Raw genomic sequence first — 16,454 nt, 5'->3', positions numbered from 1 at the left:
ACCGCATGTATATGACCTGTTTCAGACTTTTGTTATTGTCGTTACATTTGATCATTAATAGTCTTGCAATCATTCTAACAAAAGTCAGCTGCTAGCTAACTATACTAGAGAAGCCATTCCCCACTCCCCCGTGGGGATTTTTTTTATCCTCTGCTCAGCAACGTCCCTTACCCTCCTGCACACACTGAATATCCTGCCTGTTTCAGCGTCGCCAGCTACCTTTATTGATACAGCTTCACCTGATGACCCATACCACTTTTTAGCGTTACCGACATGGGCTAACCAATTGTAGAATTTACCAAAATCTGTTAAATTGATCACAAAATCACGCGGGAGAAACCACGATGAAATTGGCGATATACAGCACCAAACAGTATGACCGTAAATATCTCGAACTGGTGAATCAGCAGTTTGGCTTCGAGCTGGAGTTCTTTGACTTCTTGCTTAGTAAAAAAACCGCCAAAAACGCCGCCGGCTGTAAAGCTATCTGCATCTTCGTCAACGACGACGGTAGCCGTGAAGTCCTTGAAGAGCTGGCGGCATTAGGCGTCGAAATCCTGGCGCTGCGCTGTGCGGGCTTCAACAATGTGGATTTGGATGCCGCCAAAGAATTGGGCATCAAGGTGGTGCGCGTACCGGCCTATTCACCCGAAGCCGTTGCTGAACATGCGGTAGGGATGATGATGTGCCTTAACCGCCGTATTCACCGAGCCTACCAACGCACCCGTGATGCCAATTTCTCGCTCGAAGGGCTGATTGGGTTCAATATGCATAACCGCACTGCCGGGGTCATCGGCACCGGTAAAATTGGCGTCGCCACCATGCGTATCCTGAAAGGGTTCGGCATGAAACTGTTGGCTTATGACCCATACCCAAGCGATGAGGCTCTGGAATTGGGTGCAGAATACGTCGATCTGAAAACGCTGTACGCACAGTCTGACGTGATCACCCTGCACTGCCCGCTAACGCCGGAAAATCACCACCTGCTGAACACCGACGCTTTTTCAGCCATGAAAGATGGCGTGATGATCATCAACACCAGCCGTGGCGGTCTGATTGATTCATCAGCAGCGATTGATGCGTTGAAACAGCAAAAAATCGGCGCTCTCGGTATGGACGTGTATGAGAACGAACGTGACTTGTTCTTCGAAGACAAATCCAATGACGTGATTCAGGACGATATTTTCCGCCGTCTGTCAGCCTGCCACAACGTGCTGTTTACCGGTCATCAGGCTTTCCTGACGGAAGAGGCGCTGACCAGCATATCGGAAACCACGTTACAAAACGTGAACCTGTTGGATCGCGGCGAGAACTGCCCTAACCAGCTCAATGCCTGATTTTTATACCCTGGATAATTGGCGTTGCGTCGAGGCGGCAAGCCTGTAAATCCCCGGGAGCCTGGTCAACCAGGTGACCGGGGTGAGCAGACGCAGCCAACAAAGAGGCAGTTTCAAGTATGACGGGTATAGCAAGGAGAGCCGATGAACAAGCCTATCTTGGTGGCGTTAACGGTGCTGCTGTTAGCCGGGTGTGGAATGAATCAGAAAAGTAAGACGGTGACAGAAAGCGATCTGTTGCATCATCACTTTGTGCTGCAAAGTGTCGACGGTATAACGGTGACGCCAGGGCACGGCAATGGGCCTAATATCGAGTTCGGTGAAACAATGCACGTTTCCGGTGCCATGTGTAACCGCTTCTTCGGCAATGGCCAATTGCAAGACGGCGTATTGACGGTGCAAGGCCTGGCCTCTACCCGCATGCTGTGCACCGATCCGCAGCTCAACCAGTGGGACGCAATGATCGGCGACGTGCTGAGCAACGGGGCAAAAGTAACCCTCAGCGCACAGCAGTTAACGCTGAGCGGCGGTGACCATACCCTGATTTATAAACTGCGCGATTGGGTGCAGTGATCCCTGTGCACCAGGCTGCCCGGCGGCCTGGTGCGCTTTTACGTTAGCCGGCGCTCGCGCAGGCGCCCCGGCCCAACGTGGATTCTTCGCACTGTTTGCCATTCGGCATCTGGCACATTCTGATCGCCTCGCCGTTCAAGTTGTGGGTCACGGTAGTGACGCCGCCAACGATGGCGCAGTTTGCGCTAGTCTGTAAGCTATTGATTCTTGCACTGTTGCCTTGTTGGACTGGTTCTTCATTCTTGCTGCTGCAGGCTGCCAAAAGCAATACGGCACTGGCCAGCACCCATTTAGATGTTGTCATTATTCCACTCCTGAACCCGGAACTTCGCTGTGTAAAATCGCCATTGCTGATAACTCGCATCACTTTATTGCGGACGCGTTTTGTTATCTTTGATGCAAACCTATTTAATCTAGCCTGATATATAAATAATGAAAATATATTCCTGCAATTATTTGGCGTTTATTTGAACAGCGCAGTGATTATTATGGTTACCGGGTTTTTCCGTCTTGTCGGCAGCGCAGATGTCGAACCCTCAGTGCGAGGCCCGAGAGCGGGTTAACCTTGGGCGAATTGAGGGGACGGTTGAGGACCTGCAGGCGATTTCAGCTACGCCGAATGGCACAAAACGCAGGCGAGAAAACAGTGCTGATGTTGCTGACAGATGCAGGTGAAAATGCAGGGGAAACACTGCCGAGAGAAAAGCAATGATTATAATCAATCCATTATTTTCAGTTATTTATTACTGCAATTTTCAGCCAGCGCCGCTGAATGTCACGCTGGCTATTTTTATGTTGGAATAAGGATCAATGCGCGGCAGTTTTTGACAGTAAATTAATCACCAGTACCCCGGCAATAATTAATCCCATGCCAAGTACAGCAGGCAGATCCAGCTTTTGTTGATAAACAAATACTGCCGCAATCGACACCAGAACAATGCCCATGCCCGACCAGATAGCATAAACAATCCCCAATGGCATGGTTTTCACCACCATTGACAGCCCCCAGAAAGCCACACCGTAACCAATCACGACCACCAGTGACGGCCATAGGCGGGTAAAGCCCTCAGAGGCTTTCAGCATGGTTGTCGCGATCACTTCTGCAACAATTGCCATGGCCAAATACATAAATCCACTCATCGTTTTTTCTTCTGTAAGTTTGCCGTTTTACCAGTATGACGTGCCGGAAATAAATTGTCGTTAAACAAGCATGACAATTCTCCATCACAGAACGGTCTCAATTCAAGAAATATCCGTTTACACCGATTTTTGTCGATTTATCGTCCGCCACACAAACGCGATAAAGAGCCAATATATCCCTCTGCTAGACTTTTGTTAATTACTGCAAGAGGTGACTCCTGCAGCTTTTTGAGCAATGAAAGGTAAAGTCGATGATTACTACAGATGGTAATAACGCAGTCGCTTCCGTCGCCTATCGCGCCAGCGAAGTGATTGCCATCTACCCAATCACCCCCAGTTCGACCATGGCAGAGCAAGCCGATGCCTGGTCCGGTGACGGCCGCCAGAATATCTGGGGAGACGTACCGCGAGTGGTGGAAATGCAGTCCGAAGGCGGCGCTATCGCCACGGTACACGGGGCGTTACAAACCGGTGCGCTGTCGACGTCGTTTACCTCATCGCAGGGCCTGCTGTTGATGATCCCGACGCTGTACAAATTGGCCGGCGAACTGACGCCCTTTGTACTGCACGTCGCCGCCAGGACGATTGCAACTCACGCGCTGTCAATTTTCGGTGACCATTCAGACGTCATGGCCGTACGCCAAACGGGGTGCGCCATGCTGTGCGCCAGCAATGTGCAGGAAGCGCAGGACTTTGCGTTAATTTCTCAAACCGCCACCCTCAACAGCCGCCTGCCATTTATTCATTTTTTTGATGGTTTCCGTACCTCGCATGAAATCAACAAGATCATACCGCTGAGCGACGACGTTCTGCGCCAAATGCTGCCACAGGATGCGATTGATGCACATCGCAGCCGCGCCCTGTCGCCAGACCACCCCGTGGTACGCGGCACCTCCGCCAATCCGGACACGTATTTCCAGTCGCGTGAAGCCACCAACCCTTGGTACAACGCCGCGTGTCAGCATGTGATTGATGCCATGGACACATTCGCCCAAATTACCGGGCGGAAATACCAACCTTTTGAATATTATGGCCACCCGCAGGCCGAACGCGTGGTGATCCTGATGGGTTCTGCTATCGGCACCTGCGAAGAAGCGATCGACGCCCTGCTGACCCGTGGTGAAAAAGTCGGCGTGTTGAAAGTCCGGTTGTTCCGGCCATTTTCCGCGCAGCATCTGCTCAGCGTTCTGCCGGAGAGCGCAAAAAAAATCGCCGTACTGGATCGCACCAAAGAGCCGGGGGCATTAGCGGAGCCGCTCTATCTGGACGTGATGACCGCGCTGGCCGAAGCCTTCAGCCGTGGTGAACGTGCCAGTATGCCAATGGTCATTGGCGGTCGTTACGGGTTGTCCTCAAAGGAGTTCGGGCCAGACTGTGCATTGGCGGTATTTAACGAACTGGCATTGGAAAAACCGCGTCCGCGCTTTACCGTCGGCATTTTCGATGATGTCACCGGCCTTTCTCTGCCACTCAGTGAAGACCCCCTACCGCAGCGTGCTTCGTTGGAGGCACTGTTCTACGGCTTGGGCAGCGACGGCTCCGTATCCGCCACCAAGAACAACATAAAAATCATCGGCAACAGCACACCGATGTACGCGCAGGGCTATTTCGTTTACGACTCTAAAAAGGCCGGCGGCCTGACAGTGTCACACCTGCGCGTCAGCGAGCACCCGATCAACTCGGCCTATCTGGTCAGCCGCGCCGACTTTGTAGGCTGCCACCAGTTGCAATTTATCGATACCTACCAGATGGCGGAACGCTTGAAACCAGGGGGTATCTTCCTGCTCAATACTCCATACGGTGCCGAAGAGGCCTGGTCACGTCTGCCGCAGGAAGTGCAGGCGGTGCTGCTGCAACGTCAGGCGCGTTTTTACATTATCAACGCAGCAAAATTGGCGCGTGAATGCCGGCTCGGTGCGCGTATCAATACCGTGATGCAGATGGCGTTCTTCCACCTGACCCAGATCCTGCCAAGCGACGTCGCGCTGCAGCAATTGCAGGACGCCATCGCCCGCAGCTACAGCAGCAAAGGTCAGGACATTGTTGAACGTAACTGGCAGGCGCTAGCCGCCACGCTCGACGCACTGGTTGAAATCCCGCTGCAGCCGGTTAACGACAATAGCCCAATGCGCCCTCCCGTGGTCTCCGACGCGGCACCCGACTTTGTCAAAACCGTGACTGCCGCGATGTTGGCCGGACTGGGTGATGCACTGCCGGTGTCGGCCTTCCCGCCTGACGGTACCTGGCCGGTTGGCACCACCCAGTGGGAAAAACGCAATATCGCCGAAGATATCCCCATTTGGCAGCCGGATCTGTGCACCCAATGCAACCACTGCGTGGCCGCCTGCCCGCACTCCGCGATTCGCGCTAAAGTGGTACAACCGGAAGCGATGGAACATGCTCCTGCCTCACTGCAATCGCTAGATGTGAAGGCACGCGATATGCGTGGCCAGAAATACGTCCTGCAGGTAGCCCCGGAAGACTGCACCGGCTGTAATCTGTGCGTTGAGGTGTGCCCGGCGAAAGATCGCCAGAACCCGGACATCAAAGCGATCAACATGGCGCCGCGCCTGGAGCATTTGGCTGAGGAAAAAGCGCATTACGACTTCTTCCTGCAACTGCCGGAGATCGATCCTGCACAGCTCGAACGGATCGACATTCGCACGTCGCAGCTGATCTCACCGCTGTTCGAATATTCCGGTGCCTGTTCCGGCTGTGGCGAAACGCCGTACATTAAGCTCTTGACCCAACTTTATGGCGATCGACTACTGATTGCCAACGCCACCGGCTGCTCATCTATTTACGGTGGCAACTTGCCTACCACCCCTTACACCACCAATGCCGAAGGCCGCGGCCCTGCCTGGGCCAACTCGCTATTTGAGGATAATGCAGAGTTTGGTCTCGGTTTCCGATTGACGGTCGATCAGCATCGCAGCCGCGTGTTGCGTCTGTTGAACACCCTGGCACCGCAGTTGCCGGCACAGTTGGTTAATGCCCTGCAGATGGATGATATCGCTCCGGAACCTCGCCGCCAGCAGATTGCTGAACTGCGCAGTCTGCTGATGCAGATTGAAGGTAACGACGCACGCCAGCTGGCGACCGACGCCGATTATCTGGTGGACAAATCTATCTGGCTGATTGGCGGCGATGGCTGGGCTTACGACATCGGATTCGGTGGGTTGGATCACGTCCTCAGCCTGACCGAGAACGTCAACGTACTGGTGCTGGATACCCAATGCTATTCCAATACCGGCGGTCAGCAGTCGAAGGCCACCCCACTGGGCGCCGTCACCAAGTTCGGCGAGCACGGCAAGCGTAAGGCACGTAAGGACTTAGGCGTCAGCATGATGATGTACGGCCACGTGTATGTCGCGCAAATCTCGCTGGGTGCGCAGCTCAACCAGACGGTGAAAGCGATTCAGGAAGCCGAGGCCTATCCGGGCCCGTCCCTGATTATCGCCTACAGTCCTTGTGAAGAGCACGGTTACGATCTGGCACTCAGCCACGATCAAATGAAGCAGTTGACCGCCACTGGCTTCTGGCCGTTGTATCGCTTCGATCCGCGTCGTGCAGATGAAGGTAAAGCAGCACTGGCACTGGACTCACGGCCACCCAACAGCAACCTGACCGAAACCCTGCTCAAAGAGCAGCGCTTCCGCCGCCTGAACTCACAGCAGCCGGAAGTCGCCAGCGCGTTGTATCAGGCCGCCGAGAAAGAGCTGAAGGAAAAGTACGACTTCCTCAGTCTACTGGCCGGTAAAGGAGAAAAAACCTCCGCTGAGTAAATCATTGGGGCGCGACCGGTTCGCGCCCCGCTTCCAGCCAGCTTTGCCGCTGCGCCTCTTTCACCGCACCGCGTACGTAACTGCTTTTGCCCTGCCATTGCCTGACGTCAAATTGCGCTTTTTCAATCACCGTTTGATAGCGTTTGGTTTTCAGCATGCTGTCGGTTTGGATCAGCAGCGGAACAAGGCGAACCCCGACCCGATCCAGACTCGGATAAGGCCACGGGTGCGCCGCATCAACATAAGGCGCCATAAAATCCAGCGCAGCCAATAATGAGCTGCCCTGTTCTGTAGGGTAATGCCAGAGATCGATGCCCTGTCGCTGTGCCAAACCCGCCATCAGGACCAAGGCTTGCAGATTAAAGTAACTGTAGTGAAACGAACGAGTACGCAGCAGTTCCTGCGGTTGCGTCCCGTTGACGGCAAGCTGCACATCCAGCTTATGCTGCATCAAAACGGCCATATCACGCACCACGTCGTCACGCCCGAGCCAGGCAGCAATGCCCGCTACCTGCACGGTATACCAACTGCCATGATTATTCTTTGCGGCGCCCTCCTGTTTACCGGCTGGGCTGTGTAACAACCAGTCGAGGTAACGGGCAAACCATTGCCGCATCTGGCTTTCATCTTGCGCCGTCCACCCCGGAGTCTGTTGCAGCAATAACAGGCTGTCGACAATGCGAATGGCAAAATAGCGCCCATCGAGAATGCCATTACCGCGCCCGCTGTCGCGGCCCGGAATACCCTGAGCGTAGTTGAGGTTTGGGTTCATCCGCGTTGATGGATCGATGAACCAGGTACGGATCAGCCTAATCGCCCGATCGCTGTAACGTTGCTGGCCGGAGAAATACCCCGCCAATGCCAGTGTTTGTACCCGCTGGGTGAACTCTGCCAGCCGCACGCCATCACTCTGTTCATTTTTACTGGCCGGGTTCACCTGCCCATCGCGACGAACCCAAGGCAACCCATTGGGTTTACTCGCATCCGGCCACCAATAGGCCCCCAGGCTCAGGTAGTCATGCCTGTCTCCGCTCGGCGGGGTCAGGCCTTTATCAGTGACGCTGAGCAACGGCTTTCGCAGTGCGCTGTCAGCATCACGTATCAGGCGTTGATAGTTGGCATCCCCCTGAGTCTGTGCTTTTACCTGTGACAACTGCGGCTGCTGCAAGAAAATACAGCACTCAACGGCGTTAGCGGTAAAAGGCGTCAGGCAAAGCAAGAGGGCTGCACGCAGGCAGGTACGTATCATCAGGCAGGTACCCCATTATGATCATGAGTGACTGAGAGTATCCTGCCCGGTTTTGTGTGTCCCGACAGATAAAAAACGTTTCTGAGCGTAAAAACGCACGGACACTGGAGCTTGTGAGCCACCCCCTAAAACTTTTCCGAGAGGATCATCTTGCCCAACAAGGGGATAACTGACGATCGTCTCGCCCCTGACTTTCTTTATGGTTGTAATGGCTAAAAATCGATTATACTGTATATAAAAACAGTATAGAGAAATGCACCATGAAACACTTTTTACCCACACCAACCCCAGAGAAACAGCGCATTCCGCTTTACGCCGATAATGTCCCGGCTGGCTTTCCCAGTCCCGCGCAAGACTACATACACGCACGGATTGACCTCAACGAATACTGCATTAGCCACCCTTCGGCGACGTACTTTCTGATCGCTTCCGGAGAAAGCATGATCGAAGCCGGGATCACCGACGGATCCATGCTGGTGGTTGATCGAAGCATTGGCGCCTGCCACGGCGATATCGTGATCGCCAGCATCGCAGGCGAGTTCACCGTTAAGCGCCTGTGTCTGCATCCTGTCGCGCAGCTTGAGCCGATGAATCCGAAGTTCCGGCCAATACCGCTGCGGGATGACAACGACGAGCAGAATATCGTCGGCGTGGTCGTTTCAACCATCACGAGGCTGAAATAATGTACGCCCTGGCCGACGTGAACAGTTTTTATGCGAGTTGTGAAATACTGTGGCGCCCAGACCTCCGTGGGCGGCCCGTGGTTGTGCTGTCTAACAACGACGGCTGTGTGGTAGCGCAGAGTAAAGAGGCTAAAGCCCTGGGCCTGAAAACAGGCGCGCCCTACTTCAAAATAAAGCATGATTTTGAACGTGCAGGCGGTATCGCATTCAGCAGCAACTATGAGCTGTACGCCGATATGTCGATGCGAGTGATGGCCGTGCTCGAAGAAATGGCCCCCCGTGTTGAAATTTACTCCATTGACGAAAGCTTCCTTGATCTTGCCGGCGTACAAAATTGTGTCGATTTGACAACGTTCGGGCACCAGGTTCGCGACCGCGTTTTGCAATGTACCGGCCTCACCGTCGGTGTCGGTATTGCCCAAACCAAGACGCTGGCAAAATTGGCGAACTTCGCAGCGAAAAAATGGGAACAAACCCGTGGTGTGGTTGATCTTTCCAACCCGGAACAGCAACGAAAATTAATGGCGAAAGTGCCGGTGATGGAAGTCTGGGGTATCGGAAGACGCCTAACCAAAGAGCTGCAAAATATGGGGATCAAAACCGCACTGCAATTGGCGGATGCCAGCACCACAATGATCCGCAAGCATTTCAGCGTGGTAATTGAACGCACAGTGCGTGAACTGCGCGGTGAACCCTGCTTGTCGCTCGAGGAGTTTGCCCCAACCAAACAGCAGATTATTTGCAGCAGATCATTTGGTGAACGCGTCACCGAATATGGTGATATGCATCAGGCAATCTGTATGCATGCTTCCCGCGCGGCAGAAAAACTGCGTGCAGAGCACCAATATTGCCGGAATATCAACGCATGGGTTAAAACCAGCCCCTTCTCGGCCAACGAAAAGTATTATGGCAACACCGCGAGCATCATGCTCAGTACGCCAACGCAAGATACGCGCGACATCATCGCAGCAGCGATTCGGTGCCTTGATAAGATTTGGCAGCCCGGCCACCGCTATCTAAAAGCCGGCGTTATGCTGCAAGACTTTTACTCGCAAGGCGTAGCTCAGTTAGACCTGTTCGATGAATATCAGCCACGCCCCAACAGCGAACGTTTGATGGCCGCCCTGGACAAAATCAATCAGTCCGGGCATTCAGGGGTGTGGTTTGCCGGACAAGGAAACCAGCAAACATGGTCGATGAAGCGTGAGTTTCTCTCTCCGGCTTACACCACACGGGTGGAAGATTTACCGCGTGCTCGCGTGTACTGAAAATCGGCAATCAGCCTTTGCGGCCAAGAGCGTATGGATGAAATACCCAATCAGCCCATAGAATGCTAAACTCGCTGCCTAAAACGTCATGCCCATAGTGCCCCCAATTGAGAACGAGCACGATTTAATGTCAGATAATCAAACAATTAGTCAAAAAGAGCAGTACAATCTCAACAAGTTGCAAAAGCGTCTGCGTCGTAACGTGGGCCAAGCGATCGCCGATTTCAACATGATTGAAGAAGGTGACCGTATCATGGTCTGCCTGTCCGGTGGCAAAGACAGCTACACCATGCTGGAGATCCTGCGTAATCTGCAGCAGAGCGCACCGGTCAACTTCTCACTGATTGCGGTAAACCTCGACCAAAAACAGCCTGGTTTCCCCGAGCATATTCTGCCAGCCTATTTGGAAAGCCTAGGTGTGGAATACAAGATCGTTGAGGAAAATACCTACAGCATCGTCAAAGACAAAATTCCCGAAGGCAAAACCACCTGTTCGCTGTGTTCACGCCTGCGCCGCGGGATCCTTTACCGCACCGCCACCGAACTGGGCGCGACCAAAATTGCCCTTGGCCACCACCGTGACGACATTCTGCAAACGTTGTTCCTCAACATGTTCTATGGCGGTAAGCTGAAAGGCATGCCACCGAAACTGATGAGCGACGATGGCAAGCACGTGGTCATTCGCCCGCTGGCTTATTGCCGTGAAAAAGACATTGAGCGTTTCTCGATCGCCAAGGCATTCCCGATTATTCCATGTAACCTGTGTGGTTCGCAGCCTAACCTGCAACGCCAGGTCATTGGCGATATGTTGCGTGACTGGGATAAACGTTACCCGGGCCGTCTGGAAACCATGTTCAGCGCAACGCAGAACGTCGTGACCTCGCACCTGAGTGACTTTAACCTGTTTGATTTTAAAGGCATTCATCACGGTAGTGAGGTTGTTGACGGCGGGGATTTGGCCTTTGACCGCGAAGACCTCCCCATGCAACCGATCGGCTGGCAACCGGAAGATGCGGATGACGCCACCCCGGTGCGTTTAGACGTTCTCGAAATTAAGTAAGTCGATATACCGCCCGCACGCTGCGGGCGGTTCCTTTCCTTCCCCGTTTTTGATCCCGCTCGCAATTTCAGCAGAATTCGTCGGACAGTGCGGTTTTTATCCTATACTGTGTTTTTATACAGCAACCAGGAGATTACCGATGAACATCACCCCCTGCTTATCCCACGTTTCTCTCGGCAGCAATAATTTTGAAGCCGCAGCTGATTTTTACGATCGCACGCTTGCCGCATTAGGCTGCCGACGGGTGTTAGAACATCCTGGTGCTATTGGCTATGGGCGTGATTATCCGGAGTTCTGGTTGCAGATCCCGATCGACGGTAAACCGGCGACAACCGGTAACGGTCTGCATGTGGGATTTTTCGCCACCAGCAAACAACAGGTTGATGATTTCTACCGCCAGGCGCTGCAGGCCGGCGCAAAAGATGAAGGTGCTCCCGGCTCACGACCGCATTATGGTGAGGCCTACTATGGCTGCTTTGTGCGCGATCTGGACGGGCACAAGATCGAGGCCAGTTTTTGGGATGAGAGTGCCGCCTGACGGGGAAAATGACAGACAAAAAAATGCCGGTGATTAAACCGGCATCGTATGAATCAATGTGCTATGCAGTAATTCTAAATATAAGAAAGTAAGACAATTATGGAGCACAACGCCCATCGCTTGACGTTGCATTCACCTGCGGGAGAGATCATGCCCCATTTCCCCCCCGGAAAAGTTGATATCGCTCAATGTTAACCGGGTTTTCAGGGCTTTTTGGTTACAGCCAACGGCGCCGCTTCAGCCACCAGCCCACGCCTAGCACCAGAGCGAGCAGCATCAGGCAAAACGACCCAAAACCAAAGGGCGCTGTATTGCCAGGGATGCCACCAAGGTTGACACCAAACAGCCCGGTCAAAAAGGTGGTCGGTAAAAACACCATCGCCAACAAAGACATTGTGTAGGTACGGCGATTCATCGCATCGGCCATTACGGTGGTGATTTCGTCGGACAGGATCGCGGTACGTGCAATGCTGCCGTCCAGGTCATCCAGCCCTCGCCCCAACCGGTCGGCGATATCCTGCATACGGCGACGATCATCATCGTTCATCCAGGGCAGGCGATCGCTTGCCAAACGGGAAAATACGTCACGCTGCGGCGCCATGTAGCGACGCAGTACAATCAATTGTTTGCGGATCAACGCCAACTGCCCGCGTTCAGGGATTTGTTGCTCTAACAGCGCATCTTCCAGATCGATGATCTTATCGTGCAAGTCTTCGATAAATTCACTGGCATGGTCTGTCAGCGCATCGGATATTTCCACCAGCCAATTACCACTGTTGGTCGGCCCGCTGCCATTTTGCAGATCGTTCACCACCTGATCAATGGAGTACACCTTACGGTGACGGGTAGACACGATCAGTTTGTCGGTCATATAAACACGGATCGTCACTAACTGATCCGGCCGCGAGTTAGTGTTGAAATTGATACTGCGCAGCGTGATCATGGTGCCATCGCCAACCCGACTGACGCGCGGTCGCGAACTTTCTCCAGATAACGCCTCCCTTACCGCATCCGGCAACAGCGGCGTGGTGGTCAGCCACTCGGCGCTAGCTGAATGAGCATAATCGAGATGCAGCCAGCAAGGTTCGTCGCAGGTGACTTTATCTTCGTAATCAATCGGTGTTACGCCACCCTTGCCGTCAAGCTGGTAAGCATACACTGCGTCAGGAACCTGTAACTCGCGCCCCTCAATGACTTCCATTCCTCATCCCCTCTGCTTTTCAGTTATCCGAGAGTCTAGCGTTATTGGTATGCAGATCAAAGACCAAGCTGTAAGGGTTGGTTTCTCCCACGCTCCGACCCGAACTCACTATACTTGTGCATACCAAGGAGTGACTGAATACCCGGTGGGAGAGAATCATGTTTGACAGTAGTGCAACGGCAGAATGATGATAATGAAAACAATAACGCGGCTCTGCCGTCTGGTGAGCCTGTCTGGGCTCTTGTACGCTTTCTGCCTGCACGCCAGCCCAGCACTGAACCACTATGCTGAAACTTACCCGCTACAACTGGCGGGGTCAGGCCAACTGCCGTACTTTGTGGCTAAACCGCAGGCTAACTCCCCACGCTCTGCTTTGGTCGTCATTCATGGCCACCCGCGAGATGCCGGTAAAACACTGCAGGCCGCCATTAAGGCCGCCCAACTGTCTGCCAGAACGGGGGACACGCTGCTGGTCGCCCCACTGTTCCCCGTCAGTGGCAGCCAGGCCACGCACTGCCATTCACCGGGAGTCCCAGCCGCTCAGGCAGGCGACGCGCTGTGGAGTTGCAGTTCCTGGATCGAGGGAGGCCTCGACACTCTGGGGCAAACCAGCTCATTTACCGCACTGGATCGTCTGGTTGCCGAACTGAAAATAAAATGGCCGCAAATACAGTCGATCACCGTTGCTGGTTTTTCCGCCGGTGCGCAATTTGTGCAACACTATGCTGGATTTGCCAAACCGCCTGCCGGCGTGGCGCTGCGTTATGTCATCGCTGACCCAGGCAGCTGGCTCTATTTTGATCGCCAACGGCCACAACCGATAGAGAACACACACCCTGCCGACTGGCGCAACTGTAACCAAAAAGGACGCTGTCGCTTTGATTGGGTTGTGAGCAATACGGACGCTTGCCCGAACATCAATCGTTGGAAATACGGCATTGATTCTATGCCCCCTTTTCTCGGACAAAGCCCAGAGTCTGTACGTCAACGCTATGCAATGGCAGATATCACCTACATTGAAGGCGAGAAAGATACCGGTAATGCACCAGGCACGTTCTACAAGATACTCGATAAATCCTGCGCGGCGCAGGCTCAAGGCCCTTATCGGCTGCAACGCGGTATCGCCTATGCCGCTTACGATCGGCAATTTATCGCCCCGCACGCCAAGCATGACTTACTGATTGTGCCCGGCTGTGCGCATGACGTGGCCTGCGTATTTCCGTCTTCTCTTGGCCGCAAGGCATTATTTAAGCAAGACGCAGACTAATAATCACCGAAATGAAATAAAATCATTTCCAATCTTGGCGAATAGAGTGAATAAAGCGCTAGCGATGATGCCATTATTATGACTTAACATATTCACAGCAATTTTAATTCAAAATAACAATAAAAAATCAACATAAAGCTGTTCCAGCTCAAATTTCAGAGGCATATACTTCCCTAACTACGAGGAGGTAGTTATGTTACGTGACCATTTAAAATTAGATGACAGCGATACGCTGGAAAAAATCCGCAGTGTCAGTTTTCAAAATCAGGGCCAAGAAGAAATCAGTGAATTTATCGTCAAGAACGCCCAGGGCGCACACGTTGGCAACGTCTCAGTCCATGACCATTTGAGTACCCGCCGTTCCTATCCAACCAGTTATCGCATTACCCAAACAGATATGACAGGTCGCGTACTGGTCGATGCCATGCGGGACAGCTTATAAGCGATAAATAACGCTACGCGTCGTACCAGGATTAATTGTCCAAATAAAAATAAGCCCATTTTGCTTGAGCCTGAATGATTGCCATGGATGAAATAAACGCCAGAGGCTTATTTTATTCTTCGGCAAGTAAACGTAATCCGGCCCCGATTAACGGGGCCGGATTAACTGTCATTAATGTTGGGTAATATACATCGTTTGGCTGTAGGCCACGTCTTCCGGATTGGTGATCGGATAGCCCTTCACCCAAGGCTTGATTAATCGACCATTGGTGTACTGGTAAATTGGCGCAATCGGTGCCTGTTCGGCGATGATCTGTTCCAGCTTGTTGTAGTCTGTGGTCAGGGACGCGGGATTGGTTTCACGGCTGGCCTGTGCCAACAGTTTGTCATAATTCGCACTTTTGAATTTGGCGATATTGCCGCTGTGGGTAGAGCTCAACAACGACAGGAAAGTCGATGCCTCGTTGTAATCTCCCACCCAAGAAGCGCGCACCACGTCGAAATTGCCGGTATTACGGCTATCAATGTAGGTTTTCCATTCCTGGTTTTGCAGCTTGACGTCGATACCCAGCGTTTTCTTCCACATTGAGGCCACGGCAATCGCTATTTTCTGATGACTTTCCGAGGTGTTATACAACAGTGTCAGCTTCAATGGATTATTCGGGCCATAACCTGCGGCCTGCATCAATGCCTTGGCTTGCGCATCCAGCTCCGCCTGCGGTTGTTGTTGTAACAAGCTCACTTCAGGTTTAAACCCGGCGGTGACGTCCGGCGTGAAGTGGTAAGCCGGTTTCTCACCGGTACCCAGCACCTTCTCGGCGATAATCTTGCGGTCGATAGCGTAAGACAAGGCTTTACGCACCCGTACATCGTTGGTGGGTGCACGTTGGGTGTTAAACGCATAATAGTAGGTACCAAGCTGATCCGGCGTGTAGACCTGCCCCGGAATATCTTTCAGCAACTTTTGATACATATTCTTCGGGAAGGACTCCGTGATATCGATATCGCCGGCCAGATAACGTTTGGTGGCGTTGGATTCCTGGTTGATCGGTACAAAGGTCACTTTCGTCAATACCGTATGCGCGTGATCCCAATAGTGTTCATTTGGCGTCAATACCAGCTTCTCGTTGACCACCCGCTCTTGCAGTTTGAACGCACCGTTACCGACCAGATTGCCGACTTTCGTCCAATCGTTGCCAAATTTCTCCACGACGGTCTTGTTCACCGGGAACAGACTGAAGTTGGCAGTCAGGCTGACAAAATAAGGCACCGGCTTGTTCAACTGCACTTTGAAGGTGTAGTCATCCAGCGCCGTGACGCCCAGTTTGTCGGCAGGTAATTTACCGGCAATGATCTCATCCGCATTCTGGATACCCGCCAGTTGAGCAAACCAGGCAAAAGGGGACAAGTTTTTGGGCTCAACCAGCCGTTGCCAGCTATAAACAAAATCCTTTGCCGTGACAGGGTCACCATTGGACCAGCGAGCATCTTTGCGCAACGTGAAGATATAGGTTTGGTTATCTGCAGTTTGCCAACGCGTGGCAACACCAGGGATCACCTTTCCGTTGGCATCCTGATTCACCAATCCTTCAAACAAATCGCGCGCTAGCTGCGCTTCCGGCAACCCCACCGCTTTGATGGGATCCAGTGAGGCCGGCTCATCTTTAATATGACGAACAATTTCCTGTTTTTCCGCCAGAATGGTGCCTGGGGGAACCTGTGCGGCCAGCGCGCTGTTCAATCCTGCGCCGATCGCCACTGCACACAATGCCAAACGAAAACCCTGTTGAATTTTTTTTCTCGTCATTCTGATTCATCCCCAGTTAACCATCTGAATTTTTTATCTTATAGCACAAGAGTAGACTCACCTAGAGTTCGAGACGGACAAGATGCAAAAACTGGGGGCCAGACA

The 16,454-nt window shown here is 52.9% G+C and carries 14 protein-coding genes; 9 read left to right on the top strand and 5 right to left on the bottom strand.

The window, feature by feature from the left end; genetic code table 11:
• Nucleotides 1-344: 344 nt before the first annotated feature.
• Both AC2FCQ_RS01995 and hslJ read left to right on the top strand, forming a co-directional pair.
• Nucleotides 345-1,337 (top strand): 2-hydroxyacid dehydrogenase, encoded by a 993-nt coding sequence (locus AC2FCQ_RS01995; protein WP_209633709.1) that lies wholly within the window; start codon nucleotides 345-347, stop codon nucleotides 1,335-1,337.
• A 144-nt stretch (nucleotides 1,338-1,481) separates the two neighbouring features.
• A complete protein-coding gene (hslJ, locus tag AC2FCQ_RS01990) occupies nucleotides 1,482-1,910 on the top strand; it encodes a heat shock protein HslJ (RefSeq protein WP_490307437.1) in 429 nt (142 codons plus the stop codon).
• Between the two features lie 43 nt (nucleotides 1,911-1,953).
• Here the strand turns inward: hslJ and AC2FCQ_RS01985 are convergent, their stop codons facing one another.
• Complete coding sequence (locus tag AC2FCQ_RS01985) at nucleotides 1,954-2,214, bottom strand: DUF333 domain-containing protein (protein ID WP_209633713.1); 261 nt, start codon at nucleotides 2,212-2,214, stop codon at nucleotides 1,954-1,956.
• A 503-nt stretch (nucleotides 2,215-2,717) separates the two neighbouring features.
• Complete coding sequence (locus AC2FCQ_RS01980) at nucleotides 2,718-3,050, bottom strand: SMR family transporter (RefSeq protein WP_209633715.1); 333 nt, start codon at nucleotides 3,048-3,050, stop codon at nucleotides 2,718-2,720.
• Nucleotides 3,051-3,301: 251 nt separating this feature from the next.
• Between AC2FCQ_RS01980 and nifJ the strand changes: the two genes are divergently transcribed.
• A complete protein-coding gene (nifJ, locus tag AC2FCQ_RS01975) occupies nucleotides 3,302-6,835 on the top strand; it encodes a pyruvate:ferredoxin (flavodoxin) oxidoreductase (RefSeq protein WP_404759535.1) in 3,534 nt (1,177 codons plus the stop codon).
• Between the two features lies 1 nt (nucleotide 6,836).
• On the opposite strand, the gene AC2FCQ_RS01970 is transcribed toward nifJ, so the two are convergent.
• Complete coding sequence (locus AC2FCQ_RS01970) at nucleotides 6,837-8,081, bottom strand: alginate lyase family protein (RefSeq protein WP_404760271.1); 1,245 nt, start codon at nucleotides 8,079-8,081, stop codon at nucleotides 6,837-6,839.
• 263 nt (nucleotides 8,082-8,344) lie between these two features.
• Here AC2FCQ_RS01970 and umuD point away from each other — a divergent pair, with 263 nt between their 5' ends.
• From umuD to AC2FCQ_RS01950, 4 genes are all read left to right on the top strand, one after another.
• Nucleotides 8,345-8,767 (top strand): translesion error-prone DNA polymerase V autoproteolytic subunit, encoded by a 423-nt coding sequence (umuD, locus tag AC2FCQ_RS01965; RefSeq protein ID WP_209633720.1) that lies wholly within the window; start codon nucleotides 8,345-8,347, stop codon nucleotides 8,765-8,767.
• The gene (gene umuC, locus AC2FCQ_RS01960; protein ID WP_490307436.1) at nucleotides 8,767-10,035 is read left to right on the top strand and encodes a translesion error-prone DNA polymerase V subunit UmuC; all 1,269 of its coding nucleotides are present in this window, start codon (nucleotides 8,767-8,769) and stop codon (nucleotides 10,033-10,035) included. Before umuD ends, umuC begins: the two co-directional genes overlap by 1 nt.
• 127 nt (nucleotides 10,036-10,162) lie before the next feature.
• The gene (gene ttcA / locus AC2FCQ_RS01955; protein ID WP_490307435.1) at nucleotides 10,163-11,095 is read left to right on the top strand and encodes a tRNA 2-thiocytidine(32) synthetase TtcA; all 933 of its coding nucleotides are present in this window, start codon (nucleotides 10,163-10,165) and stop codon (nucleotides 11,093-11,095) included.
• Between the two features lie 139 nt (nucleotides 11,096-11,234).
• The gene (locus AC2FCQ_RS01950) at nucleotides 11,235-11,633 is read left to right on the top strand and encodes a VOC family protein (RefSeq protein ID WP_209633726.1); all 399 of its coding nucleotides are present in this window, start codon (nucleotides 11,235-11,237) and stop codon (nucleotides 11,631-11,633) included.
• Nucleotides 11,634-11,850: 217 nt separating this feature from the next.
• Here AC2FCQ_RS01950 and zntB read toward each other — a convergent pair whose 3' ends face one another.
• Nucleotides 11,851-12,834 (bottom strand): zinc transporter ZntB, encoded by a 984-nt coding sequence (gene zntB, locus AC2FCQ_RS01945; RefSeq protein WP_209633728.1) that lies wholly within the window; start codon nucleotides 12,832-12,834, stop codon nucleotides 11,851-11,853.
• Between the two features lie 193 nt (nucleotides 12,835-13,027).
• On the opposite strand from zntB, the gene AC2FCQ_RS01940 reads away from it, so the two are divergent.
• On the top strand, nucleotides 13,028-14,101 hold the full coding sequence (locus AC2FCQ_RS01940) for a hypothetical protein (protein ID WP_245209712.1): 1,074 nt from the start codon (nucleotides 13,028-13,030) through the stop codon (nucleotides 14,099-14,101).
• Between the two features lie 193 nt (nucleotides 14,102-14,294).
• A complete protein-coding gene (locus tag AC2FCQ_RS01935) occupies nucleotides 14,295-14,543 on the top strand; it encodes a hypothetical protein (protein WP_209633732.1) in 249 nt (82 codons plus the stop codon).
• A gap of 171 nt (nucleotides 14,544-14,714) precedes the next feature.
• On the opposite strand, the gene AC2FCQ_RS01930 is transcribed toward AC2FCQ_RS01935, so the two are convergent.
• The gene (locus AC2FCQ_RS01930; RefSeq protein WP_490307434.1) at nucleotides 14,715-16,349 is read right to left on the bottom strand and encodes a peptide ABC transporter substrate-binding protein; all 1,635 of its coding nucleotides are present in this window, start codon (nucleotides 16,347-16,349) and stop codon (nucleotides 14,715-14,717) included.
• Nucleotides 16,350-16,454: the final 105 nt, after the last annotated feature.

The sequence above is a fragment of the Serratia sp. CoH_134_PS_4 genome (genome assembly GCF_058190535.1).
The sequence above is the reverse complement of the archived record's forward strand: the minus strand, read 5'-3'. Positions and strand labels throughout refer to the sequence as shown.

What these genes read in the sequence shown, in the direction of transcription:
- AC2FCQ_RS01985 (WP_209633713.1), bottom strand. Translation starts at nt 2,214, where the DNA reads ATGACAACATCTAAATGGGTGCTGGCCAGTGCCGTATTGCTTTTGGCA.
- AC2FCQ_RS01995 (WP_209633709.1), top strand. Translation starts at nt 345, where the DNA reads ATGAAATTGGCGATATACAGCACCAAACAGTATGACCGTAAATATCTC.
- AC2FCQ_RS01930 (WP_490307434.1), bottom strand. Translation starts at nt 16,349, where the DNA reads ATGACGAGAAAAAAAATTCAACAGGGTTTTCGTTTGGCATTGTGTGCA.
- AC2FCQ_RS01935 (WP_209633732.1), top strand. Translation starts at nt 14,295, where the DNA reads ATGTTACGTGACCATTTAAAATTAGATGACAGCGATACGCTGGAAAAA.
- umuD (WP_209633720.1), top strand. Translation starts at nt 8,345, where the DNA reads ATGAAACACTTTTTACCCACACCAACCCCAGAGAAACAGCGCATTCCG.
- ttcA (WP_490307435.1), top strand. Translation starts at nt 10,163, where the DNA reads ATGTCAGATAATCAAACAATTAGTCAAAAAGAGCAGTACAATCTCAAC.
- AC2FCQ_RS01940 (WP_245209712.1), top strand. Translation starts at nt 13,028, where the DNA reads ATGAAAACAATAACGCGGCTCTGCCGTCTGGTGAGCCTGTCTGGGCTC.
- umuC (WP_490307436.1), top strand. Translation starts at nt 8,767, where the DNA reads ATGTACGCCCTGGCCGACGTGAACAGTTTTTATGCGAGTTGTGAAATA.
- AC2FCQ_RS01980 (WP_209633715.1), bottom strand. Translation starts at nt 3,050, where the DNA reads ATGAGTGGATTTATGTATTTGGCCATGGCAATTGTTGCAGAAGTGATC.
- hslJ (WP_490307437.1), top strand. Translation starts at nt 1,482, where the DNA reads ATGAACAAGCCTATCTTGGTGGCGTTAACGGTGCTGCTGTTAGCCGGG.
- zntB (WP_209633728.1), bottom strand. Translation starts at nt 12,834, where the DNA reads ATGGAAGTCATTGAGGGGCGCGAGTTACAGGTTCCTGACGCAGTGTAT.
- nifJ (WP_404759535.1), top strand. Translation starts at nt 3,302, where the DNA reads ATGATTACTACAGATGGTAATAACGCAGTCGCTTCCGTCGCCTATCGC.
- AC2FCQ_RS01950 (WP_209633726.1), top strand. Translation starts at nt 11,235, where the DNA reads ATGAACATCACCCCCTGCTTATCCCACGTTTCTCTCGGCAGCAATAAT.